Source organism: Thalassovita mediterranea (genome assembly GCF_001458435.1).
GTDB classification, from domain to species: domain Bacteria; phylum Pseudomonadota; class Alphaproteobacteria; order Rhodobacterales; family Rhodobacteraceae; genus Thalassobius; species Thalassobius mediterraneus.
Map to the genome: position 1 here is coordinate 134387 of NZ_CYSF01000009.1, position 25118 is coordinate 159504.

At 58.5% G+C, this 25118-nt stretch carries 19 protein-coding genes and 1 tRNA gene; 10 read left to right on the plus strand and 10 right to left on the minus strand.

All coding sequences use genetic code 11. From position 1 onward, the window contains the following. Nucleotides 1-164: 164 nt before the first annotated feature. From TM5383_RS10540 to TM5383_RS10550, 3 genes are all read left to right on the plus strand, one after another. Nucleotides 165-833 carry a DUF938 domain-containing protein gene (locus TM5383_RS10540; RefSeq protein WP_306345455.1) on the plus strand — a complete coding sequence of 223 codons (669 nt, stop codon included), beginning with the start codon at nt 165-167 and terminating at the stop codon, nt 831-833. A 96-nt stretch (nt 834-929) separates the two neighbouring features. Further along, nucleotides 930-1268 carry a carboxymuconolactone decarboxylase family protein gene (locus tag TM5383_RS10545; protein ID WP_058319000.1) on the plus strand — a complete coding sequence of 113 codons (339 nt, stop codon included), beginning with the start codon at nt 930-932 and terminating at the stop codon, nt 1266-1268. 99 nt (nt 1269-1367) lie between these two features. After that, a complete protein-coding gene (locus tag TM5383_RS10550; protein WP_058319001.1) occupies nt 1368-2456 on the plus strand; it encodes a M24 family metallopeptidase in 1089 nt (362 codons plus the stop codon). 83 nt (nt 2457-2539) lie between these two features. Here the strand turns inward: TM5383_RS10550 and TM5383_RS10555 are convergent, their stop codons facing one another. After that, nucleotides 2540-2788, minus strand: coding sequence for a glutaredoxin family protein (locus TM5383_RS10555; RefSeq protein ID WP_058319002.1), 249 nt, complete (start codon nt 2786-2788; stop codon nt 2540-2542). A 242-nt stretch (nt 2789-3030) separates the two neighbouring features. Between TM5383_RS10555 and TM5383_RS10560 the strand changes: the two genes are divergently transcribed. Then, complete coding sequence (locus TM5383_RS10560) at nt 3031-3516, plus strand: hypothetical protein (protein WP_058319003.1); 486 nt, start codon at nt 3031-3033, stop codon at nt 3514-3516. A 99-nt stretch (nt 3517-3615) separates the two neighbouring features. Here the strand turns inward: TM5383_RS10560 and TM5383_RS10565 are convergent, their stop codons facing one another. Next, a complete protein-coding gene (locus TM5383_RS10565; protein WP_058319004.1) occupies nt 3616-6126 on the minus strand; it encodes a GcvT family protein in 2511 nt (836 codons plus the stop codon). 252 nt (nt 6127-6378) lie between these two features. On the opposite strand from TM5383_RS10565, the gene panC reads away from it, so the two are divergent. The 4 genes from panC (at nt 6379) to TM5383_RS10585 (ending at nt 9898) form a co-directional block, all read left to right on the plus strand. After that, a complete protein-coding gene (panC, locus tag TM5383_RS10570; protein WP_058319005.1) occupies nt 6379-7224 on the plus strand; it encodes a pantoate--beta-alanine ligase in 846 nt (281 codons plus the stop codon). Next, the gene (gene panB / locus TM5383_RS10575) at nt 7221-8027 is read left to right on the plus strand and encodes a 3-methyl-2-oxobutanoate hydroxymethyltransferase (protein ID WP_058319006.1); all 807 of its coding nucleotides are present in this window, start codon (nt 7221-7223) and stop codon (nt 8025-8027) included. Before panC ends, panB begins: the two co-directional genes overlap by 4 nt. 126 nt (nt 8028-8153) lie before the next feature. Beyond that, the gene (locus TM5383_RS10580) at nt 8154-9071 is read left to right on the plus strand and encodes a pirin family protein (protein WP_058319007.1); all 918 of its coding nucleotides are present in this window, start codon (nt 8154-8156) and stop codon (nt 9069-9071) included. A 122-nt stretch (nt 9072-9193) separates the two neighbouring features. Continuing rightward, nucleotides 9194-9898, plus strand: a complete 705-nt coding sequence (locus TM5383_RS10585; protein WP_058319008.1) for an NAD(P)H-dependent oxidoreductase — start codon at nt 9194-9196, stop codon at nt 9896-9898. Between the two features lie 50 nt (nt 9899-9948). Here the strand turns inward: TM5383_RS10585 and TM5383_RS10590 are convergent, their stop codons facing one another. After that, the gene (locus TM5383_RS10590) at nt 9949-10872 is read right to left on the minus strand and encodes a LysR family transcriptional regulator (protein WP_058319009.1); all 924 of its coding nucleotides are present in this window, start codon (nt 10870-10872) and stop codon (nt 9949-9951) included. Nucleotides 10873-11011: 139 nt separating this feature from the next. Beyond that, complete coding sequence (locus TM5383_RS10595) at nt 11012-11998, minus strand: 2-hydroxyacid dehydrogenase (protein WP_058319010.1); 987 nt, start codon at nt 11996-11998, stop codon at nt 11012-11014. A gap of 150 nt (nt 11999-12148) precedes the next feature. On the opposite strand from TM5383_RS10595, the gene TM5383_RS10600 reads away from it, so the two are divergent. Then, nucleotides 12149-12679 carry an SH3 domain-containing protein gene (locus tag TM5383_RS10600; protein WP_058319011.1) on the plus strand — a complete coding sequence of 177 codons (531 nt, stop codon included), beginning with the start codon at nt 12149-12151 and terminating at the stop codon, nt 12677-12679. A gap of 396 nt (nt 12680-13075) precedes the next feature. Next, nucleotides 13076-13150 (plus strand) — tRNA-Gln (locus TM5383_RS10605). A gap of 301 nt (nt 13151-13451) precedes the next feature. On the opposite strand, the gene TM5383_RS10610 is transcribed toward TM5383_RS10605, so the two are convergent. From TM5383_RS10610 to TM5383_RS10635, 6 genes are all read right to left on the minus strand, one after another. Next, complete coding sequence (locus tag TM5383_RS10610) at nt 13452-16241, minus strand: bifunctional aconitate hydratase 2/2-methylisocitrate dehydratase (protein ID WP_058319012.1); 2790 nt, start codon at nt 16239-16241, stop codon at nt 13452-13454. 304 nt (nt 16242-16545) lie between these two features. Beyond that, nucleotides 16546-16827: a helix-turn-helix domain-containing protein gene (locus TM5383_RS10615; RefSeq protein WP_058319013.1), complete on the minus strand. Its 282-nt coding sequence runs from the start codon at nt 16825-16827 to the stop codon at nt 16546-16548. 85 nt (nt 16828-16912) lie between these two features. Beyond that, the gene (locus TM5383_RS10620; RefSeq protein ID WP_058319014.1) at nt 16913-18217 is read right to left on the minus strand and encodes a Hint domain-containing protein; all 1305 of its coding nucleotides are present in this window, start codon (nt 18215-18217) and stop codon (nt 16913-16915) included. Between the two features lie 360 nt (nt 18218-18577). Continuing rightward, nucleotides 18578-20794, minus strand: coding sequence for an NADP-dependent isocitrate dehydrogenase (locus tag TM5383_RS10625; protein WP_058319015.1), 2217 nt, complete (start codon nt 20792-20794; stop codon nt 18578-18580). A 301-nt stretch (nt 20795-21095) separates the two neighbouring features. Further along, entirely contained in the window at nt 21096-22901 is a 1806-nt protein-coding gene (locus TM5383_RS10630; protein ID WP_082645457.1) for a methyl-accepting chemotaxis protein, read from the minus strand. 159 nt (nt 22902-23060) lie between these two features. Continuing rightward, nucleotides 23061-24854, minus strand: a complete 1794-nt coding sequence (locus TM5383_RS10635; RefSeq protein WP_058319017.1) for a methyl-accepting chemotaxis protein — start codon at nt 24852-24854, stop codon at nt 23061-23063. Nucleotides 24855-25118 lie beyond the last annotated feature (264 nt).

The window sequence follows — 25118 nt, forward strand, 5'->3', positions numbered from 1 at the left end:
TTCGCTTTCCTTGGGGGGGACATCACCACGCGCCATGCGTGCGGTGATGCCTGAGGCGTCGGTGTCGGCGGGGCCGTGGGGGCCCTGTCGGCACCGATCCGCGTTTGCGGGTGGTGGTCATTACCTGCGCCCGACGCTAGGCTCCTGCCGAAGAGGAGGCCGCGATGACAACACCCAGCACCAAAAACCTGACCCTGCCCGACAGCCCGCATATGGATGCGCCTGATCCCAAGGGCCGCCTATTCGCCCCCTCTGCCGCGCGCAATATGGCCCCGATTGTGGATCTGGTCAGCACCTATGCCCCTAAACGCGGCAAGGCGCTGGAAATCGCATCCGGCACCGGCGAACACTGCACCGCACTGGCGCGCGCCCTGCCCCAAATCCACTGGCAACCGACAGAGCCTGAAGCAGTGCGCCGAGCGTCGATTGATGGCCATAGTGAGGGTATCAGCAACATGGCCCCAGCCATCCCGTTGGACGCCGCTGCCGTGGACTGGTCAGCGCAGCATGGTGGGCAGGATCTGATCCTGCTGGTGAACCTGCTGCACCTGATCCCTGCCCCGTCAGCGCAGACGATTATTACAGAATCAGCCCGGGCATTGAACGCGGGTGGGCATTTCATCTTCTACGGGCCTTTCCTGCGGGGTGGACAGCCCACATCCGATGGTGACGCGCGGTTCCACGCCAGCCTGCGCGCTCAGGATCCCACTATCGGCTACAAAGACGTAGAAGAGATTGAAAGCTGGATCGCAGAAGCTGGATTGAAACTGATCGCCCGTGTGGACATGCCGGCCAATAACTTGGCCTTTGTAACCAAACGAGAGCATCCCTGAGAAATCCGCACCACCTGACACAGATCAATGTCTAACGGGGACGAACTGTGGTCCATCCGATTACATTCTAAAAACACTATGCGAATAGGAAGACCCATGAGCTGGACCGACAAATTTGCCGACATCAAATCCCAGGTACGCAACCTGAACGGCGCGATCCCCGAAACCACCAAAGCCTTCGGTGCGCTGGGGGCCACGGTCAAAGGTGACGGCGCGCTTGAACATAAGACGAAAGAGTTCGTCGCCCTCGGAATTGCGGTGGCCAGCCGCTGCGAACCCTGCATCATGTTCCACATCGACGCCCTGATCCGCGCTGGCGCCACCCGGGACGAGGTCGGCGAAACACTGGCGATGGCGATCCAGATGGGCGGTGGCCCGTCGATGATGTACGCCAGCAAGGCGCTGGAATGCTTTGACGAGTTGAGCGCGAAGTAACGCCCGGCTACCGCACTGGACAATTGCTGGACAATTCCAGCACAACGCGGCACTCCTTACGGGGCTTCCCTTTCAACGCCCCCGTAAGGACACAAGAACATGTCGCTATATTCCGATCGCCTGACCCGCCTGCGCGCAGCGATGACTGCCACCGAGACTGATCTGGTGGTGCTTGGCCCCTCCAGCCATATGATGTGGCTGTCAGGTGTGAACCCACACGGCGATGAACGCCCCGTGATGTTGTTGGTCAGCCAGAGTCACGCCGGTTTCCTGATGCCCGCGCTCAATGCGGATGCAGCGCGTCAGATGACCGACCTACCCTTTGAAACATGGTCCGATGACACCGGCCCTGCGGCGGCGCTGGATCGCCTGCTGAGCGCCTGCAACACCACCGGCGCGGGCCTTAGCGTGGTGCTGGATGAAACCATGCGTGCGGATTTTGCCCTGCGTCTGCTGGATGCGATGGACGCCCCCAAGCGCCGCTTTACCGAGGATACGGTGGGCCGCCTGCGCGCAATGAAGGATGACGCAGAATACGCCGCGATCAAGGCCGCGCATCTGCTGAATGACGAGGCTGTCAAACTGGCCTTTGCCAGCCTCAAGGCAGGGATGAGCGAGCAGGACGTGCAAAACCTGATCCGCGATCACTACAAGGCCAACGGCGCCACAGCGGCATTCACCATCGTCGGCTTCGGCGCCAATGGTGCCTTCCCGCACCATCACACCAGCGACACTGTGCTGACCGATGGCATGGCAGTGCTGATCGACACAGGCTGCCGCCTCAATGGCTACCCCTCTGACATGACCCGCTGCGGTTTCTTCGGCACCCCAGATGCGGCCTATAAAGAGGTGTTTGAAACGGTCGAAGCCGCCGTTCAAGCTGCGCTAGCCGTCGCCAAACCCGGCGTCACGGCGGGAGAGATCGACAAAGCCGCGCGCGACGTGATCACCGCCGCAGGCTACGGGCCGCAGTTCCTGCACCGCACCGGCCACGGTCTGGGCATCGACGTACACGAACCGCCCTATATCGTCGCCGGATCAGATCATGTGCTAGAGGCAGGCAATGTCTTTTCCATTGAACCCGGCATCTACATCAACGGCAAATTCGGCGTCCGGCTGGAAGAAATCGTGATCCTGCGGGACGGCGGAAATCAGATCTTTTCCGAACTGCCGCGCGATATGCTTTAACCAAAATCGGGCGCAGTTTTCACCACGCCCGATCCGGAACTCCTATTCAGGGTGCCCACCTAGGGCACCCTTTCTTATGACGGTTACTTGCGCTTTGACGCCTTCAGATGCGCCCGCAGTTCCGTGAACCCACCGATCTTTTTACCGTCAATGAAAATCAGCGGCGTCGTGGCGATGTGGTGTTTGTCTTTGAAGTCATCCACCGCGGGGCGGGATCGCAAAATATGCTCTTCGATCTCGAACCCCTCTTTGCGCAACAGATCGCGGGCAGCGATCCCGTAGCTACAGGTGTACTTGGGCAGTTCCATACGGTGCAGGGTGGCTTTGGGCATGTCGTTAACTCCTTTGTTGCAGGCAATAAAGGAACCGCAGCGCCACACCGCAAGGCCGCACGCCTCACGTTCACGCACCGACACGTGAGGCATTGAAACATCCCTGCCATGCGCGATCCGCGAACGGCGGTCGTCATTCACGAAAGGACCCCCGTTACTGGCGCATTGATCCTGTGCGCCGCGCGCGACCTCGGCCAAAACAAGGAAAACACAAGATCAAAGAAGACCTTCAGGACAACTCAATGCACACCCTCACCACCACACTGTCCGCTATTCCCCTCTGGGTATATCCCTTGCTGTTTGCGCTGACCCTACTTGGCCGGCGCGCGCAAAAGGATCGCAGCAGCCCTGTCGCGCTGATTTATGCCTTGCCATTGCTGGGGTTGCTATCACTGAACCGCGCCCTTGATCTGGGCGAAGTGGCGACCACTGCGCTGCTGATGGGCTGGTCCTCCGGTGTTTTCGCGGGCTACATCCTGCAACCCTATTGGACGCTTTCGCGCAGCGGAAATCGCGTCGAGCTGAAAGGTGAAAGCGTCACTATGGTGACTGTTCTGGCCCTGTTTACAACGAATTTTGCCGCTGGCATGGCGCAAGGCATGGCAGCGGACCTAAGCGCGTCTGTCGCTTTCGGTTTGGTCTACGGGGTGTTTAGCGGCGTTCTGTCCGGATCCTTGGCAGGGCGCGCGCTGTTCATCGCACGGATGCCTGTGCTGCGTACTGCATGATCCGCCAGACATACCACACAAAGAAAAACCGGCCGCGCATCGCGCGACCGGTTCAATCGGGCGCCTCTGACAAGAGGCGCCCGTTCTATTTCAAAATCCTTAGCCGTTCACACGGATGGTTTCGTTTTTCGGATCGTAGGGGCTGTCGCAGGTGACGACGGCGTCCCACAGGTTGTCCATGATCTTTACCTTCACTTTGGTGCCTTCTACGGCCATTTCTGGCGGCAGATAGCCCATGCCGATCGACTTCTCGAACGCAACCGAGTAGCCGCCCGAGGTCAGACGACCCACGCGGGTTTGACCGTCTTCGGTGAACAGAGCCTCACGGCCCCAGGGATCCGCGTCATCCGGACCGTCGATCAGCAGCGTGCAGCACTTGAAGCGGACACCGGTTTCCAGCATCGCCTCTTTACCGTGGAAGTCTTTCTCCAGGTCGATGAAGCGCGGCAGGTCTGCCTCTTGCGGGGTCGCGTCGCGGCCCAGCTCGGTGCCGAAGGCACGGTAGGATTTCTCCTGACGCAGCCAGTTCTGGGCGCGAGCGCCGACCAGCTTCATACCGTGTTTCTCACCAGCTTTTTCCAGCAGGTCGAACAGGTAGTTCTGCATTTCGATCGGGTGGTGCAGTTCCCAACCCAGTTCACCGGTGTAGGCCACACGGATCGCGTTCACAGGGCACATGCCCAGTTCGATCTGACGGGCCGACAGCCAGGGGAAACGCTTGTTCGACAGGGCGGTTTCGGGATCTGCATCCACGATCACCTCTTTCAGAACGTCGCGTGCCTTGGGGCCTGCGATGGCGAAGACGCCCAACTGGGTGGTGACATCCTGGATCTCGATGTAACCGAACTCTTCCATCTTGTCTTCGGCCGCCTTGCGCAGGAAGTCGGCGTCATACTCGGTCCAGGCGCCTGCCGAAACCAGATAGTAGTTGTTCTCACCGTTGCGCACGATGGTGTATTCGGTGCGGGTGGTGCCTGCGGAGGTCAGCGCATAGGTCAGGTTGATGCGGCCAACTTTGGGCAGTTTGTTACAGGTGAACCAGTCGAGGAACTGGGTCGCACCGGGGCCTTTGACCACGTGTTTGGTGAAGGCGGTTGCGTCGATCAGGCCAACGCCTTCACGGATCGCTTTTGCTTCATCAACAGCGTGCTGCCACCATTTGCCACGACGGAACGAACGGCTTTCTTCGTCGAAGTTGTCCGCAGCGTCGAGCGGGCCGTAGTAGTTCGGGCGTTCCCAGCCGTTGACCCAACCGAATTGCGCGCCGCGCTCTTTCTGGCGGTCAAACGCGGGCGAGGTACGCAGCGGACGTGCTGCAGGGCGTTCTTCGTCGGGGTGGTGCAGGATGTAGACGTGCTCGTAGCACTCTTCGTTTTTGCGCGCGGCAAATTCGGTGGTCATCCAGTTGGACGAGTAACGTTTGGGGTCAAGCGACGCCATGTCGATCTCGGCTTCGCCGTCGACCATCATCTGTGCCAGATAGTAGCCGGTGCCGCCTGCGGCGGTGATGCCGAAGGAGAAGCCTTCTGCCAGCCACATGTTGCGCAGACCCGGTGCCGGACCCACCAGTGGGTTGCCGTCGGGGGTGTAGCAGATCGGACCGTTGAAGTCGTCTTTCAGACCGGATTCAGCGCAGGACGGCACACGTTCGGCCATCGCCATGTACTGATCGGCAATACGGTCCAGATCCAGCGGGAACAGGTCCGCACGGAAGCTGTCAGGCACACCATGCTCAAAACGTGCAGGCGCGTCTTTTTCGTAGATGCCCAGAATCCAGCCGCCGCGCTCTTCACGGGCGTAGGATTCGTTGTCGGCGTCGCGCACAACAGGGTGCTCGGGGTTGCCCGCTTCGCGCCATTTGACCAGCTCAGGGTCTTGGTCCATGACGATGAAGGTGTGCTCAACCGGGATGGCCGGCATTTTGATGCCCAGCATTTTCGCGGTGCGCTGTGCGTGGTTGCCGGATGCGGTGACGACGTGTTCTGCGGTGATGACCACTTTCTCGTCGGACTCGATCAGGTTGCCGCCCTTTTCCACCATCTTGGTGCAGGTCACTTCCCAATGGGTGCCGGTCCAGTGGAATGCGTCCGCTTGCAGTTTGCGGTGGATTTCCACGCCGCGCTGACGGGCGCCTTTGGCCATCGCCTGGGTCACGTCTGCGGGGTTAATGTAACCATCTTCGGTGTGGTAGATCGCACCTTTCAGATCGCCGGTTTCGATCAGCGGCCAACGCTCTTTGATCTGCTCCGGGGTCAGCCATTCGTATTTCACGTCACAGGTGTCTGCGATCGACGCGTAGAGGCGGTATTCGTCCATACGCTCTTCGGTCTGCGCCATACGCAGGTTGCCCACAACAGCGAAACCTGCGTTCAGGCCGGTCTCTTCTTCCAGCTGTTTGTAGAAGTCGACCGAATATTTGTGGATGTGGGTCGTTGCGTAGGACATGTTGAACAGCGGCAGCAGACCGGCGGCGTGCCAGGTCGAGCCGGAGGTCAGTTCGTCACGCTCGATCAGCATCACGTCATCCCACCCTGCTTTGGCAAGGTGATAGGCGATCGAGGTCCCGACGGCACCGCCGCCAACAACCAGTGCTTTCACTTGGGTTTTCATTTAAGGTCTCTCCGATGGACGCAAGTAGTGTGTGATTGAGAAGCATCATGCAGATTCCCAAAGCCTGCGCCACCTGCCCAGCCGACCTCTAATCGTGGGAAAACGACACCCTGTCGCAAAACATCCGACGTTACGTCCTGCCCTCTTGCTGAGGAGGCGTTTACACCGTAATTATACGGTGTCCGAGCAGTCGATTTGGACACAGAACATGACGGGCAGGTCCAACTTCGACCTGTAAGGGGGAGAGGTGGCATGAAGATCTGCCGCACAGTAAACGACATGCGCGCCGCAACACGGGCCGCCAAACAAGATGGCCGCACGCTGGGATTTGTGCCCACAATGGGGGCGTTGCACGATGGGCATATGTCACTGGTCGCGCAGGCGCAGCAGGCTGCCGACGTGGTCGTAGTGTCGATTTTCGTCAATCCGACGCAGTTCAACCGAGCCACGGATCTGGACAGCTACCCCCGCGATGATGCGCGCGATCTGGCGCTGCTAGAAGCCGCGGGCGTTGATCTGGTGTTTCTGCCGGATGTGGAAACGATCTACCCCCCCGGTCATGAAACCATCGTGGAAACAACCCGCCTTGCCAACATCCTGCATGGCGCGGTGCGTCCGGGCCATTTTCGCGGCGTAACCTCTGTGGTCACCCGCCTGTTCAACATCGTGCAACCCGATGTCGCGGTTTTTGGCGAAAAGGATTACCAGCAGCTACAGGTGATCAAACGCATGGTTTCCGATCTGCATATGCCGGTCGACATCCTCTCTGGCCCCACCTGCCGTGAGGCAGACGGGCTGGCCATGTCATCGCGCAACCAACGGCTGTCGCCTGAGGATCGCGCCGCTGCGGTGGTGCTGTCGCAAACCCTCAACGCCGCAGCCGCGCTGGTCAAATCCGGCACCACGGTTGAGGCGCTGCGCGACATGATCGCCAACGCCATCGACGCCGAGCCGCGCGCCAACCTGCAGGGGCTGGACACCGTGACACCAGACACACTGGAAAACCTGCACGGCCCCATCACCGGCCCCATCGCCATCATGCTGTCGGTGCAATTCTCTGACGTCCTGCTTCTTGATCAAAAGGTTCTTACCCCATGAGCGCACAAACCCAGATCCGCCGCACAACCGTTCCGGAAATCCGCGCCCGCAAGGGGGGCGAGCCGATCGTTTCGCTCACCTCATACCACGCGCACACGGCAGCAATCGTGGATAAATACGCAGACTTCATTCTGGTGGGTGACAGTCTGGGCATGGTGATGCACGGCATGGACAGCACGCTGGGTGTGCCGCTGGATCTGATGATCATGCACGGCAAGGCGGTGGTGCGCGGCACCCAATCCACGTTGGTGGTCGTCGATATGCCCTTTGGCACTTATGAGGAAAGCCCAGCCATCGCCTTTCGCAACGCCGCCCGCATCATGAAGGAAACCGGCTGCGGCGCGGTCAAACTGGAAGGCGGGGCGCGCATGGCGGACACCATCCGGTTTCTGACCGAACGCGGTATTCCGGTGATGGCGCATATCGGCCTGACACCGCAGTCCACCAATGTGATGGGCGGCTTCAAAACCCAAGGTCGCAATGAGGACAGCTGGCCCCAGCACGAAGCCGACGCACAGGCCGTGGCGGATGCAGGCGCTTTTGCACTGGTGTTGGAGGGTATGGTCGAACCATTGGCCGCCAAAATCACCAAACAGATCGACATCCCCACCATCGGCATCGGTGCATCGGTGGAATGCGACGGCCAAATTCTGGTGCTGGAGGATATGCTGGGCCTGAACGCCTGGACGCCAAAGTTTGTGAAAAAATACGGCGACCTTGGCCCCGCCATTGAACGGGCGGTATCGGACTACGCCGAAGAGGTCAAAACCCGCGCCTTCCCCACCAAAGACCACACCTACTGAACAGGCACAGGCACAGGCAGTGCAACACTTGCCTGCGCATTTTTGCACAATAGTGGTGAGGCCACAGGGATTTCCCCGCGCCAGTCAAACGCCATATCCTAGCCACACAGCCAAGGAGACCGCGCCATGACATTCCGCCCCGTTGTTGCCACCAGCCAATCCCAACCCGCCATTGAGGGCGCAGGCGTGCATCTGCGCCGGGTTTTCGGGTTTGATGATCCCAGCCTCACCGATCCGTTCCTGATGATGGATGACTTCCGCAATGATGACCCGCGGATGTATGCCAAAGGATTTCCGTGGCACCCCCACCGCGGGATTGAGACGATCACCTATGTCCTTGAGGGCGAGGTGGAACATGCCGACAGCCTCGGCAACAAAGGGCTGTTGAGTGCGGGATCGCTGCAATGGATGACGGCAGGGTCCGGCATCCTGCATCAGGAAATGCCGCAGGGCGACGCACAGGGGCGAATGCACGGTTTTCAGCTATGGGCGAACCTGCCGCGAGATCTAAAGATGACCGCGCCGCGCTATCAGGACATCGCCGCCGCTGACCTGCCGATCGAGGGGGATGAGGATGGCACGCTGGTCAAGGTGTTGATCGGCTCTTTCTGGGGCAAAAAGAGCCCGGTAGATGGCATCGCCGCTGATCCCATGCTGCTGGACATTTCTGTGCCCGCAGGGCGGCGTAAAACCTTCCACGTCGATACCCGCGCCAATGCGCTGGCCTATGTTTTTGCCGGATCGGGCCGGTTCCGCGATGCGTCTGATCCCATCGGCATTCAAGTAGAGAAAGAGTATCAGGGCCAAGAACTGGCTCTACGTGATTATAGCGGCAACCGCACTTTGGTACGCTTTGGCGCAGGCGATGAAATCACGGTGGAGGCAGGCGAGGATGGCCTGCGGTTCCTGCTGATGACCGGTCAGCCCATTCAGGAACCGGTGGCGTGGCACGGACCTATCGTGATGAACACCCGCGATGAATTGGTGCAGGCCTTTGATGAATTGAACAACGGCACCTTCATCAAACAAAGCGCAGGAGGCTAAGCACAGAAGTGCTTAGCGCCGATTATCTGCCAAAACGGAATTCTGTTTTGGCAGATGCCTTTCTACCGCTCTGGCGGCACGCCCATTAGGTCCACTGCAACGATTTTAGTGGAGTAGACCCAATGAAAGACATCCAAGATACCGCTGCCGTTCAGACCCAAATTCTGGACGCCTTCAACTTTCGCCACGCCTGCAAAGTGTTTGATGGTGAACGAAAAATTGACGACGCGACCTTCGCCACCATCCTAGAGGCGGCGCGCCTGTCGCCAACCTCTTTCGGTCATGAACCTTACAAAATCCTGATGATCCAAAACCCCGAAAACCGCGCCCTGCTGCGTGACTTCGCCTGGGGCGCAAATGGTGCGACCAATGGCACTGCGGGTCAACTGGGTACGGCCAGCCACTTTGCCGTGCTGCTAGCGCACACCGGTGAAACCATGACTGCAGGGTCTGACTATCTGCAGAACTTCTACCGCGATGTGAAACAACTGCCCGAAGATGTAATCGCCTTTCTCAACGATGCCTACGGCACCTTCCAATCCCGCGACCACGGCGTCAGCACGCCGCGCGAAATCACAGATTGGTCGGGCAAACAGGCCTATATCGTGCTGGCCAACATGATGACCGCCGGTGCCCTGTTGGGCGTGGACAGCTGCCCGATCGAAGGGTTCGAGATGGACAAAACCGTCGCCGTTCTGGAACAGCACTTTGGCGTTGATCCCAAGCTTTACAAACCTGCTGTCATGGTTGCCTTTGGCTACCGCGCGGATGAACCGGCGTTCGACAAGACCCGCCGCAACATGGACCAGATTGTCGAATGGGCATGACCCGGTGACATTGCCAGCGTCCCCTTTTGCAGGGGGCGCTTTACCCCGTATCAAATGACGCTGCCTAGACCGCGTTGCCAGATAGGGTCGTTGCCGATCTCTTCGATCAGAAAATCCATAAAAACGCGCACCTTGGCAGAAACGGTCGTGCTCTTGGGATAGATCAGCCACAAAACAGTGCCATCAGCCACGTCGTAGTCCGGCAACACCCGCACCAATGCGCCGGACTTCAATTCCTCATGCACACTCCACAGCGCGCAAAAGGCAATCCCCGCACCGGAAGTCGTTGCGATCTTGTGGCTGGTGCCATCGTCGATGGTCAAGCGACTGTGCGCGAGCTGTGGGTCAAACCGGGCCATGGTGCCATCATGGCGGCGCAGTTGTTTTACCTCTTGCCCCGTAAAGGCGATCAGATCGTGGGTGATCAGATCCTCCGGCGTTTGCGGTATGCCTCGCCGTTCCAAATAGGCGGGCGAGGCACATAAAATGCGATAATCATCAGCCAGCTTGCGTCCCTTTAGGCTGGTATCCTCTAGTGCAGAATTGCGGATCGCTAGATCAAAGCTACCCTCGATCAGATCAAACACCTTATCCGATAACCGCATATCCAGCGTGATCCCCGGATAGCGGGCCAGAAACTTGGGCAGGATCGGTGCGATATAGGCTTGGGCAAAGGTGCTGGGCGCGGTGAAGCGCAGCGTTCCCTTGGGCGAGGCTTCGCCCTTGCCCAATGCGGCCAGCCCCTCCTCTTCCTGAGCGATCATTTCACGCGCATAGGGCAGAAAGGCCGCCCCTTCCTGTGACAGCGACACTTTGCGGGTGGAACGGTGCAACAGATCCGCACCCAAGGCATGTTCCAACTTCGCCAGTCGCGCGCTTGCCACGGCTGGTGCCAGCCCCAGCTGACGTCCTGCCGCGGAAATGTTCAGCTTATCCGCCGCCAATACAAACAGGCGCAGGCTATCGGTGTCCATGTCGGGCTCTCCTGTCGGGCGGGGGCGGTGTGACTTAAGTGGTGGGGGGAACTGCAGTAATCAATATGCGCAGGCGGCAGTCGACAAAAAAGGCGACCCTTGGGCCGCCTTTCTGGATGCTGGCATCAAAACCGGCACCTTAATCCAGCGCCTGAAGAACCAGGTCCGGCGGGCGGTGCCCGTCGGCAAAAGTTTTGACGTTCAGCATCACCTTCTGGCCCATTTCAACGCGCCCTTCGACGGTTGCCGATCCCATATGGGGCAACATCACCACGTTCGGCATGCTACGCAGATCTGGATTTGCCTGACTGCCATGTTCGTAAACATCAAGGCCCGCCCCCGCCAGCTGCCCGGCCTTTAGCTGACGCGTCAGAGCGTTTTCATCAATCACTTCCCCACGGGAGGTGTTTACGATCACTGCCGAGGGTTTCATCAACTTCAACCGGCGCGCGTTCATCAGATGGAATGTTGATGGCGTGTGTGGACAGTTGATCGACAAAACGTCCATACGTGCGACCATCTGATCAAGGCTTTCCCAGTAGGTCGCTTCCAGCCCATCCTCGATCTCAGCGCGCAGACGGTTGCGGTTGTGATAATGAACCTGCATCCCAAACGCACGGGCGCGTCGCGCCACAGCTTGTCCAATGCGCCCCATGCCCAGAATGCCCAAGCGGCGCCCCGCAACACGTCCGCCCAGAAATGAAGTCGGTGCCCAACCATCCCAGTTGCCGCCCTGCATCGCAGCCAGACCTTCGGGGATGCGGCGGGTGACAGCCAAAATCAACGCCATTGCCATGTCGGCCGTGTCATCGGTCAAAACACCGGGCGTGTTGGTGACCTGAATGCCGCGTTGGCGTGCAGTTGCCACATCAATATGATCCACCCCTGCCCCGTAGTTGGCAATCAAACGCAACTGTGGCCCCGCCTGACCAATCAACCCGTTGTCGATCCGGTCATTCAAGGTCGGGATCAATACATCGGCCTCGCGCATGGCTTCGGCCAATTCCTCACGGCTCATCGGCGTATCATCACTGCGCAGCTTTACGTCGAACAGCTCCATCAGACGTGTTTCCACCACGTCGGGCAAGCGTCGCGTCACAACAACACTTAGACGTCCTGATGCCATCTTGGCCTTCCCCTTCTTCAAATCTTGGCGCGTTGCTGGCACAGTGCGGGATAAAGCGTCGGGCCACAAGGGGTCCGCAATAATATTTCACGAGCAGCCGGGAACGCCGAAACAAAGCGCCCCCGCCAACCCCGAAGGAGCGTTGTCGTTATGCCTCGACGTCGCCTGTTTTTTGCCCTTGCGGCCGCCTTGTCCCTATCTGTGCCCCTCTCGGTGCCGCTGACAATGCTGCCCCAGACCGCCACCGCCCAAGAGCGCGGCCCGGTCACGAATCTGCCCTTGCCGCGTTTTGTCTCGGTCAAATCGGCAGAGGCCAACGTGCGCCGTGGTCCGTCCCTGACCCATCGAATCGACTGGGTGTTCAAACGCCGCAATATGCCTGTTGAGGTGACAGCAGAATTTGGCCACTGGCGCCGTGTACGCGACCGCGACGGCGCGGGGGGATGGATACACTACGCCCTCTTGTCTGGCGCGCGGCATGTGATCGTGGATAAAGACCTGCTGGCACTGAATATCCGCCCGGATCCGAAATCAGCCGTCACCGCACGACTAGAGCGTGGCGTCATTGCGCGTATGGAAAAATGCACTTTGGACTGGTGCCGCTTGAATGCTGGAGGCTATCGCGGCTGGGCCCCCAAAGAAGCACTGTGGGGCGTCACCCCCGAAGAAATCAAAGACTAGTCCGCCTGTCGTGACGGCCCATCACAGCCCTAGCCAAAGCGCCCTATCAAGACACCCAGCCCGAGTGCGGCACGTTTCACAGCGAAACGAGTCGCAGTGTTCGGCAAATCCTCACGGGATTCGTGATTGAGCGCGTTTTCAATCAAAATATCGGTCGATTCTTGGCGCTCGTCGCATTGCATACAGCGTTTCCCCGCAAGACAGGGGCTGATCTAAGCCTCTGACTTTACAAAAAAGAACATCTCTTTTTTCACACCAACGCCGCAAACCCCAAGATTTATTGGCCCTAAAGCCCCCCTAGAAATCGGTCGGAATTTTTTGCGAAAAAACTGTCACTTTTTCTTAAAAGAGGACTTGCACCCCCCCGCCGCATTACGTAAAAACCGCCACACAAGTTGGGGTGTAGCCAAGTGGTAAGGCACCGGTTTTTGGTACCGCGCACCGTAGGTTCGAATCCTACCACCCCAGCCATTTCTCTCTAAACATCGACAGCCATTGATCAGCCAATAATGCTGAAATGTTTAGCGCTGCATCTACCGCACAGCTTCAGACGCAACCGTTTGGGCCACCTCACCCTGTCATATCCCCCGAACGCCCCACAACACCGCTAGATCGTGGCTAGCGCCCACTGGTGCGCCCGTCTATCCCCACATCGACGCCATTAGGTAACGCGCCTTGGTACGCCCAATCCGCAGCCTCAATGCGCCCGCACTGGTCAAACGAAAGAACCCTCCCCGATTTGGGGAGGGTTTTCTGTTTTAGCTTTAGCGCTTTAGAAGTGGGCCGACTTGGTGGTCGACGGAACCTGCAGCGGCGGCGCGAATTTGGTCAGGTCGATGCCTTCGACAGCCGCTTTGTACTCTTCCAGCGTCGGGGTGCGGCCCAGAATGGCCGACAGAACCACAACCGGGGTCGAGGCCAAGAGGCTCTCACCCTTCTTCTCGGGCAGGTCGCCTACAACGCGACCTTGGAACAGGCGGGTCGAGGTGGCCAGAACGGTGTCACCCTTGGCCGCCTTTTCCTGGTTACCCATGCAGAGGTTACAGCCAGGGCGTTCGAGGTAGAGGATGTTCTCATACTCGGTCCGGGCCTGGGTTTTCGGGAACATGTCATCAAAGGTGAAGCCCGAGTAGCGCTGCAGGATGTCCCAGTCGCCCTCTTCTTTCAGCTCATCAATGATGTTGTAGGTCGGTGCGGCCACAACCAGCGGCGCGTTAAATTCGACCTTGCCGTTCGCCTTTTCCAGGTTCTTCAGCATCTGCGCCACGATCTTCATGTCGCCCTTGTGCACCATGCACGAGCCAACGAAGCCCAGATCAACCTTCTTCTCAGCCTTGTAGTAGGACACGGGACGGATGGTGTCGTGGGTGTAACGCTTGGATACGTCGTCGTTGTTGACGTCGGGGTCTGCGATCATCGGTTCGACGATCTGGTCCAGATCCACCACAACTTCGGCGAAGTACTTAGCGTTGTCATCCGGGGTCAGGGCCGGTTTTTCACCCGACTTGATCTCTGCGATACGCGCATCTGCTTTGTCGATCAGACCCTGCAGCGTGCCAACGGCGTTTTCCATACCCTTGTCGATCATCACCTGAATACGGCCTTTGGCCAGTTCCAGAGAGCCGATCAGGGTTTCATCGTTGGAGATACAGACAGAGGCTTTCGCCTTCATTTCTGCGGTCCAGTCGGTGAAGGTGAACGCTTGGTCCGCCAAGAGCGTGCCAATGTGTACCTCGATGACGCGACCTTGGAAGACGTTGTCGCCGTGCTGGTCCAGCATCTGCGCCTGCGTGGCGTGTACCACATCACGGAAGTCCATGTGCGGGGCCATTTCGCCCTTGAAGGTCACTTTGACCGACTCAGGGATCGGCATTGCCGCTTCGCCGGTGGCCAGCGCCAGCGCAACAGTGCCCGAGTCCGCACCAAAGGCGACGCCTTTGGACATACGGGTGTGGCTGTCGCCGCCAACGATGATGTCCCAGTCATCCACGGTGATGTCGTTCAGCACCTTGTGAATAACGTCGGTCATTGCGTGGTACTGATCTTTCGGGTCGCGCGCGGTAACCAGACCGAAATCGTTCATGAATTTCATCAGCTTGGGGATGTTGACCTGTGCCTTCTTGTCCCAAACGGATGCAGTGTGACAGCCGGACTGGTAGCCCACATCAACCGACGGCGAGATCACGGTGGCGGCCATCGCCTCCAGCTCCTGCGCGGTCATCGGGCCGGTCGTGTCCTGCGACCCAACAACGTTCACCTTGACGCGCACGTCGGAACCAGCGTGCAGGGTGACACCCGGGGTGGTGCCCAGTGCGTTGCGGTTGAAGATCTTTTCAACAGCGGTCAGGCCTTGGCCATCTACAGACACCTCTTTCGACGGTGCATAGGCGGATTTCAACTCCTGACCCAGCGCAGCGGCGGCGAATGTTTGCAGCTTCTTGCCGAAGACAACAGCGTATGAGCCGCCGGCCTTCATGAACTCCACCTTTTGCGGGGTGAAGGCGGCGGCAACGCTTTTCAGCTCTTTGCCGTCTGCGTCATGCAGGGTTTTGGTTTTGGTGTTGATGGTCAGCACGGTGCCGGTTGCGACCGAATAGGCCTCTTCCAGAACCGCTTCGCCGTCTTCGTCCACAACGACGTTGCCGTCAGCGTCGGTTTTCTTGACCCAGTTGTCCAGATCGATGCCGATACCGCCGGTCACGCCAACGGTGGTCAGGAAGATCGGCGAAATGCCGTTGGTGCCGGCCACAACAGGCGCGATGTTGATGAAGGGCACGTAGGGCGATGCCTTCTTGCCGGTCCACAGCGCCACGTTGTTCACGCCCGACATACGGGACGAGCCAACGCCCATGGTGCCTTTTTCAGCGATCAGCATCACGCGGGCATCGGGGTGCTGTTTCTGCAGCGCCTGAATTTCGTCCTGCGCCTCAGGGGTGATCATGCACTTGCCGTGCAGTTCACGGTCCGCGCGCGAGTGTGCTTCGGCACCAGGCGACAGAAGGTCGGTGGAAATATCACCGATACCAGCGATATAGGTGACAACCTTAATCTCTTCTTCAACCTCGGGTAGCTTGGTGAAAAACTCGGCCTTGGCGTAGCTTTCCAGCAGTTCTTTGGCGACGGCGTTGCCTGCTTTGAACGCTTCGTCCAGACGGTCGGTGTCGGCCTCGTAGAGGAACACTTGGGTCTTCAGAACCTCAGCCGCCTGTGCGGCGATGGCGGCATCGTCACCCAGCGCCAGATCCAGCAGAACCGCGACAGACGGACCGCCCTTCATGTGCGACAGCAGTTCGAAAGCAAACTCGACCGAAATCTCTGCAACCTCGGCGGTGCCCAGAATGATCTCTTTCAGGAACGCGGCCTTCACACCTGCGGCGCTCGTGGTGCCAGGCAGGGTGTTGTAGATGAAGAAGTTCAGCGAGTCTTCGCGGTGCTCATTGCCCTGATCTTTGATCTGTTCGATCAGTTCTGCAACCAGATCACCACCATCGATGGGTTTCGGGTTCAGACCTTCCTCTTTACGAGTGGCAATCTCATTCAGGTAGTCGGTGTACAAGCTCATGACATTCCTAGCGATTTGGTGTTTCGAAAGCCCTATCCACATTCACGATGCGGGATGTGGCAAGCTGGGGGCAGGCTCATTTGTATGCGGTCGTATACCATTCTGGACAGAAGTGCAATCACTTCCCGCCCAGATCACGCAACCGCGATATGCGACGTCAGCTTGGAAACCATAGCCGCAAGGTGTGCAATCAAGGCGGGGCAACGCGCAACCGCTATGCACGCGCTCTTAGCGCAGAATGAGAATGAGCCAAAGAAAAAACGTGACGCGTAGACCTCTGTTTAGCGCGCCGCGTCCAAAAGGATTAGCCGCAACAACCACTGGTGCAGGTCGATTGCACCTGCTGCAGGTCTTCTTCAATCAGTGCTAGCTCACCAGTAAGCACCAGCGTCGGGATATGCAGTGCGGCGGCAAGGCGGTCTGCCGCAGGTTCTGCCATCGCGGTTGCGGGACCTGCTGCGGCGGTTTCCAGTTTGGTGATCTGGCGTTCGGTCATGCCCACCAGCTTCGCCAGCTTAGGGCGTCCCATTTTGCGCGCCTTGCGCAGGGTTTTCAGACGCTGGGGATCAATGGTGAGGGTGGTCATAAGGCAGGCCTTGGATCTGGATCAACAGTTGGCCCCATAGAAAGAGCCACAGGCCATCTGTCAAGCAACCTGTCCAGTCATCCGCTTAGGCCGCGAAGGCCAGCAGCGCCTTGTTGTTTTTCAGATGACGGGCAACGATCCGTTTCTGATGGCGTGGTTCAGGGATCGGGAATGCAGGACGCCAGTTGCCGCCGATGATGCGCAGATCCGGGAAAATCGCGTGGATTTCCTCGCGCTGTTCTGCACTCATCACCTTCAATGCCTCCGCCCCCGGCAGCAGGGTTTCCGTGGGTGCGGCATCGGCAAAAATCACTTCATGATTGTCGCACAGAACGTGGTAATAGCTGACGCCGTCCACATCAGTGGCCACCTCAATACCCGGCAGCCCAACCAGACGAAATGCGGGGATCAGCACATCCGCTGAATCAACCACCCGTTGGCTGATTTTGGACGATACTTTCATACGGTGCTGGCGCGACACCAACAGATCGCGCACCGGCAACCCCTGCCCCAATGCACCAGCCTTGATGCGCACAGGGAATAGTTTCGGGTTTGCCAGCATGTCCGCGCGGGTCAACTGACGCGACCCAATCCAACGGATCGCCTCATGTGTGCCGCGATCTGTTCGCACATAGTCACCGATCTGCAGCTCTTTCATCAACACATCACCCTGATCCGTTTCGATCAGCGCTTCGCCGTGAATACAGACAAAACCGCCGGTCAGCGTGACGTCCTTCAGCTGCGCATCACCATCAAGGAAGTTGCCGGAGGTCACCCCAACGTAGACGGAACGATCAGCTGTCAGGTATTGATCCAGCTCCGCCTCGGTAAAGGTTTGCGATCCGATTTGCTGCCCGTCAATTGTCCAGGTCAGCGTCCGTGTGCTGGCATCCCAATCAATCTGGTAGCTGTGCGGGGCGCCATCGTTCAGATCAACGGGCAGGTTGTTGTTGGGGTTGGAAATATTGGCCGAGGAATTGTAAATCGCCCCGTCAGTGTCCACGATGTTGCTGTGATTATCGTTGGCCTCGTCCCCGCCCGTCCGTGGACGATTTCGATACGTGTCGAACTCGACCCCGATCCCATCGTCGATGCCCCCTGCCCCGATGTCACGGCCGATGCCGCCAAGCGCACCGGCGCCATCCGCATCGTTGTGCAAAACCACAACGAAACCGTCCACACCAGTGACGGTCGCCGTGAAGGTCATGGTGAAATCCGAGTTGAGTGTGATTTCCTGATTGTAGAACGCCGAACCGCTGGAGGGATTGGTCCGCCCGTCAGCGCCCGCAACCTCTGTTGAACCGTCGAGCAGATTGACCTCATTCCCAGACGAGGTTGCATCCCTGTTAAAGGTACCACTGGTCGCGTTCAATATAACTGTCTGCACCATAGCAATGCCCAATCCCGGAAGCGTCTAAGCGCCCAATTCAAAGTCTTGTTTCGATGCCGCCTCTCAATGCTATTGCATCGACGGATTTTTCACACCGAAGTCTAAATATATGACTAACTATGGCACACTTGAGGCAGGGCTGGGGCAACCAAGAGGAGATCGCGCACACGCACAAGCATAGCGCCTACGCCTTTAGGATAATTGATACAGAGGGTTGCACCCCCTTACGGGCGCAGGGCCATTCAGAATAGGCCCGGTCATAATTAAAACAGCGGTTTTAAATAAAAAGCCGCCCACGAACGCGGGCGGCTTCATAACTTAGGGTGCATGGTCCCAGATCAGATCCGGAACAGCACAGATTTAGTCGATGATCGCGTTCAGCGTGGCCGAGGGGCGCATCACTTTGGCTTTCAGCTCAACCGACGGGCGGAAGTAGCCGCCGATGTCCGCTGCCGGACCCTGTGCTGCGGCCAGTTCGGCCAGGATGGCTGCTTCGCCTTCGGCCAGCGCTTTGGCAACGCCTGCAAACTCTGCAGCTAGATCAGCGTCATCGGACTGCGCGGCCAGTGCTTCGGCCCAGTAGCGGGCGAACCAGTAGTGGCTGTCACGGTTGTCTGGCTGACCTACCTTGCGCGAAGGCGAACGGTTGTCGTCCAGAATGCCTTGGGTCGCTGCCTCTGCTGCGACGCCCAGCACGCCTGCTTTGGCGTTACCTTTGACGTCGGCGAGGAAGTTCAGGCTTTCACTCAATGCGCAAAACTCACCCATCGAGTCCCAGCGCAGGTGGTTTTCTTCGACCAGCTGTTGAACGTGTTTCGGGGCCGACCCGCCAGCGCCGGTTTCAAACAGACCACCGCCCTGCATCAGCTTCACAATCGACAGCATCTTGGCCGAGGTGCCCAGTTCCAGAATGGGGAACAGGTCGGTCAGGTAGTCACGCAGCACGTTGCCGGTGATGGCGATGCTGTCGTTGCCTGCGGTGATGGTTTTCAGCGACTGTGCGGTGGCTTCACGCGGGGCCATGATCTGGAACAGGTCCGCTTTGCCAGCGGCTTCCAGTGCGGGCTGAACGTATTTGATCAGCTCTGCGTCGTGGGCGCGGTTTGCGTCCAGCCAGAAGATCGCCTCAGAACCGGTCAGACGCTGACGGTCCAGTGCCAGTTCGATCCAGTTTTCAATCGGCGCTTTCTTCACGGTGCAGGAACGCCAGATGTCACCGGCCTCTACCTCGTGGCTGTGCAGGGTTTCACCGTTCGCCAGAACGATGCGAATGGTACCTGCGGCAGGCGCTTCGAAGGTGGTGGGGTGCGAACCGTACTCTTCAGCCTTCTGGGCCATCAGACCGACGTTGGCAACCGACCCAGCGGTGGTCACGTCCAGCGCGCCGTTGGCTTTGAAGAAGTTGATGGTTTCGTCGTAGACGGTGGCGTAGCAACGATCCGGGATCACACAGTTGGTGTCACCTTTGTTGCCAGCCTCGTCCCAGCCCTTACCACCGGCGCGGATCACGGCGGGCATGGAGGCGTCGATGATCACGTCCGACGGTACGTGCAGGTTGGTGATGCCTTTGTCGCTGTCGACCATATACATGGACGGACGATCCAGCGCGGCAATCTCTGCCTTGATTTCATCGGCGTTGGCCAGCATGTCGATCGCCGCCAGAACAGCGCCCAGACCCGAGTTGGCCGCGCCACCGGCAGCCGCGATTGCGTCGCCGTGTTTGTCCCAAACCGGACCCAGCCATGCCTTGACCGCGTGACCGAAGATGATCGGGTCGGACACCTTCATCATCGTCGCTTTCATGTGCAGCGAGAACATGGTGCCGTCTGCTTTGGTGTCTTCAATCGCTTCGGCGAGGAAGGAACCCAGTGCAGCAGCGGACATGAAAGTCGCGTCCGCAACGGTGCCTTCGGCCAGCGGGTAGCTGTCCTTCAGAACGGCGACGGAACCGTCAGCAGCAACGAATTCGATCTTCGCATCACCGGCCTGCGCGGCAGAGATGGTGGCGGAAACTTCGTTTGCGTAGAAGTCGTTGCCAGGCATGGAGGACACTTTGGTCTTGCTGTCGGCAACCCATGCGCCCATCGAATGCGGGTTGTTCTGGGCGAAGTTCTTTACTGCCTTTGCCGAACGACGGTCAGAGTTACCTTCGCGCAGAACCGGGTTCACGGCGGAACCTTTGATGCCGTCGTAACGGGCGCGGATCTCTTTTTCGGCGTCTGTTGCAGGCGCTTCGGGGTAGGACGGGATGTTGTAGCCCTGACCCTGCAATTCCTCAATCGCGGCAACCAGCTGCGGTACCGAGGCCGAGATGTTGGGTAGCTTGATCACGTTGGCATCGGGGGTCTTTACCAGCTCACCCAGTGCGGCCAAATCATCGGACTGACGCTGATCATCGGTCAGGTTTTCCGGGAAGGTCGCGATGATGCGGCCGGCCAGCGAAATGTCAGGGGTACCCACAGTGATTCCGGCGCTCGATACAAACTTGCGAATGATCGGCAGGAAGGAGGCGGAGGCCAGCTCGGGCGCTTCGTCTACAATTGTATACAGAATGTCGGGCGTCTTGTTTTCAGCCATGTTTCTACCTTTCGTTTTTTTACAGGGTAGCTGGTTGACGAACAGCAGCGGCGCTGCACTGGCGGATGCAAAGGCACAGTCCAAAAATCATGGACCAGCCTGCAAGGTTCCCGTTCCCCTTAGAGTAAGGCGCGCAAAAGATCAATTCGCATTCCGCGCTTTCCCGCAGCATGCGGCACTGCCAGCGACCAAAAGGACAAAAAACCGCAGCCTGAGCGCATGAGCATGAGATGGCAATCAGGCAGACGGTAGAACGCCAAGGGCCGCCCAGTGGGCGGCCCCGGCAGGTTATCGTAAAAGGTTACGCAGCCTTTGATTTGCTCGGGGTGAAATCAACATCGTCTTCTTCACCATCGAAATCATCCAGCGACAGATCAATATCTGCACCACCCTCGGCAACGGCGAAGGGATCTTCACCCGCATCCTCGCCCATATCGAAGGTGGCGGCGTCCTCGCCCACGGCTACCTCCTCGGCGTCATCTGGCAGTTCGGACAGATCTACGGCGGTAGACACGTCGCCATCTTCCAGTTGGAAATAACGCACGCTGTCACGCAGTGTTTGTGCCTGTGCAGCCAGTTCTTCGGCGGTTGCGGACATCTCTTCGGAGGCGGCGTTGTTTTCCTGCGTCACATCATCAAGGCTAGTGATCGCATGGTTAATCTGCGTCATGCCCTGCGAAATCTCACCGTTGGCGTTCGAAATATTCGAAACCAGTTCAGCAGTGCGCTCGATGTTGGGCACCAGACCGTCCAGCATTTTCATCGCCTTTTCGGCAGCGCCCTGCGTGCCGGACGACAGCGCCGAAATCTCACCAGCCGCTTCCTGGCTGCGCTCCGCCAGCTTGCGCACCTCGGCGGCCACAACCGCAAAGCCGCGGCCATGTTCACCTGCGCGCGCGGCCTCAACAGCGGCATTCAGCGCCAACAGGTCGGTCTGACGGGCGATTTCCTGCACCACGTTAATGCGGTCGATGATGGTGTTGAGGCTGTCCATCGCCTCTTTCACCGCGGCACCACTGTCACGCGCTTCGGCGGCAGAGGCCAGAGCCATCTGTTCAGTTTCCTGCGCGTTTTCGGCCGTCTGGCTGATATTTGCGGTCATTTCTTCGACGGAGGCAGACACATCTTCGGTCGCACCCGCCTGTTTTGAGCCACCGTCGGCAATCCCAACCGAAGCTTCCGCCATTTGATTGGCGCCGGTCGCAACATAGCGCGACCCTTCGGATACGTTGGTGACCACACCACGCAGGTTCGTGACCATTTCGTTGAGATTGTTCAGCAGGTCTCCCAGCTCATTGCGCTGTTTGTGGGTGATTGTTTTGCTCAGATCGCCACCCGCAACATCGCTGGACAATTCGATCGCCTGCTTCATCCCACGCGCCAGGGCGGTAACAATGCCCTGCCCCATCACAATGGCAATCGCAACGCCACCGATCACGGCGCCGATCAACAGCTGCATCACGCTTTCAAAAGACGCGACATTTTCTGCCAGCGCCTTGTCCAGCAGGGCGTTTTCCTTATCCAGCGTGTCATCCACCAGCGCGCTCATGCGCTCGTAGTTCTTCTTGTTGTCCTCGCGCAGCAGGTTGGCCGCAATCGTAGCGCCACCGACCCCCAGCATCTGCATAACATTGCGGTTCACCCGATCGATCTTTTTCGAGATCGCCTGATATTCCTCCAGAAACGCCAGCATAGCCAATTCATGCTGCGCCGACACATCCCCGTGCGCATCCGCAGTGCCGACTTTTTCCAGCGCTTCTTCGCTGACGCCGTCCGCAATTGCGAAGCCGCTATGCAGTTCCACCGCTGCGGCGACCTGATCTTTGCGCGATTCCGTCAGCTCTTTGATCTGGTTTTTCATTTCCTTGCGCTCTTTGCGGCTGTCAGCCAGCAAATAGTCGCGGATCCGCGTCTGGATACGTTCATGCACGTTCGCCAGCTCTTCGACCTCTTTCAAGGCCGCAAAATTGCGTGCGACAATCTTGTCGCTGGCTTTGTTCATCGCGCGCATTTCATAGATTGCCAAACCACCGATCCCGGCGATCACTAGCGTCAAAGCCATCAATGTCAGCGACAGGCGCGTCTTAATCGTTACTCTCATAGTCATACACTCTCTACTAGACAGACGCAGCGCGGGACGAAGGCGCGTCAGTTTTAGTCGTTGTTTTAACAAACGTCATTTGGTGCGTTCGTTTTACAATTGCCGTCGCGGGGCCATCGACGAAAGGAGGCTGGCGACGCAGGTTCCGCCGCCAGCCAGCTTAGGTTATGCCGCTTTTGTTTTGGCGGGCGTGAAGTCGATTTCTTCGCCGTCGTCGAAATCATCCATCGACAGGTCAATCACCGGATCAGCCTCAGCAGTGGCAGCAACTGTGGTGGCGGCGGCCTGCTGCGGTGCGGGCGCGGTTTCCGCGTCACCGGCCAAATTACGGGCCGCTTCCTGACACTCGATGTCGCCACCATCGCAATCCAGACGGAATGCACCAACCGTGTCACGCAGAGTTTGTGCCTGTGCAGCCAGTTCTTCGGCGGTTGCGGACATCTCTTCGGAGGCGGCGTTGTTTTCCTGCGTCACATCATCAAGGCTGGTGATCGCATGGTTGATCTGCGTCATGCCCTGCGAAATCTCACCGTTGGCGTTCGAAATATTCGAAACCAGTTCAGCAGTGCGTTCGATGTTGGGCACCAGACCGTCCAGCATTTTCATCGCCTTTTCGGCAGCGCCCTGCGTGCCGGACGACAGCGCCGAAATCTCACCAGCCGCTTCCTGGCTGCGCTCTGCCAACTTGCGCACCTCGGCGGCCACAACCGCAAAGCCGCGGCCATGTTCACCTGCGCGCGCGGCCTCAACAGCGGCATTCAGCGCCAACAGGTCGGTCTGGCGGGCGATTTCCTGCACCACGTTAATGCGGTCGATGATAGTGTTGAGGCTGTCCACCGCCTCTTTCACCGCGGCGCCACTGTCACGCGCTTCGGCGGCAGAGGCCAGCGCCATCTGTTCAGTTTCCTGCGCGTTTTCGGCCGTCTGGCTGATGTTTGCAGTCATTTCTTCGACGGAGGCAGACACATCTTCGGTCGCGCCCGCCTGCTTTGAGCCACCGTCAGCAATCCCAACCGAAGCTTCCGCCATCTGATTGGCGCCGGTCGCAACATAGCGTGCGCCCTCGGACACGTTGGTAACGACATCGCGCAGGTTCGTGACCATATCGTTGAGATTGTTCAACAGATCGGCCAATTCACCTTTTTCCTTGTGCTCTACGGTACGCGACAGAACGCCCTGCGCCACGTCTTTGCTCAGCCCGATGGCCAATGCAAATCCACGGCTCATCGAGCGCACAATGGTTACTGCGCTAATCAAACCGGTCAGAACCGCGATGGCGACCAGCGTCACCACCTGCATAAAGGCGGCGTCATAGATACCCTGCGATTCCGCGACCGAGGCCTGCATCGCCGCATTCTTTTGCGCGAACACCTCTGTCAGCAGCTGTTCCATCGCGGCATCAGTTTTGGTCGCCTCTTGCACCAGAATTGTGCCCGCCATGTCCTTGCTGCCGAATACCAGCACGTTCTGCACCTTTTTGTTGATGCGTTCTGTCTGTGTTTTCAGCTCGGAGTAGCGCGTTAAAAACTCCGCCATGACAGGGTCAACCGGCACCCGTTTGGATGTCGCTGCCTCTGCGGCGGCAAATTCCGCGGCGGCGGCATTTTCGGCGGCGTCAACAGCGGCTGCTTCGGCTGCAGCATCCGCAGGGCCATAAGCCAGCAGTTCCGCTTCGGCCAGCAGCACCTCTTGTTTTTCCTTCAATTCTGCAAGGTTGGCTTTCAGTCCTTTGCGCAGGTCGCGATCTTCGATCAGCATATAATTGCGGATACTGGTTTCGATCTTGGCCTGCACAGCTGCGAGGTCGTCAATTTTCTGCAACGCGACCACATCGTTTGCGACGATATGTTCACCGCGTTGCTGGACCTGACGCAGTTCGTAAAGAGACAGCGCACCGATACCGATGAACAGCGCTGACATCAGAACAAAAGTCAGAGAAAGACGGGTTTTGATGGTCATACTCTTGGCCTTTACTGATTAATTATCTGTGGCAAACGCAATGCGTGATGCCGGGTTGGGGGGAACGGATCGCATTGCCGACAGGCAGGACAGCGACCACCGCAATGTCCGATCTACAGCAGATTTGCTGCAGCGCGCGTGGAGGGTTCGCGCGGAAAACACGTGGCTGGCTTTGGGTTGGGAACTTGGGGTCAGCACCAGATACATTTTCACTCGGACACAGTTTTAGACCTACTAAACAACGACGCCTTCCCCGACGGTTTG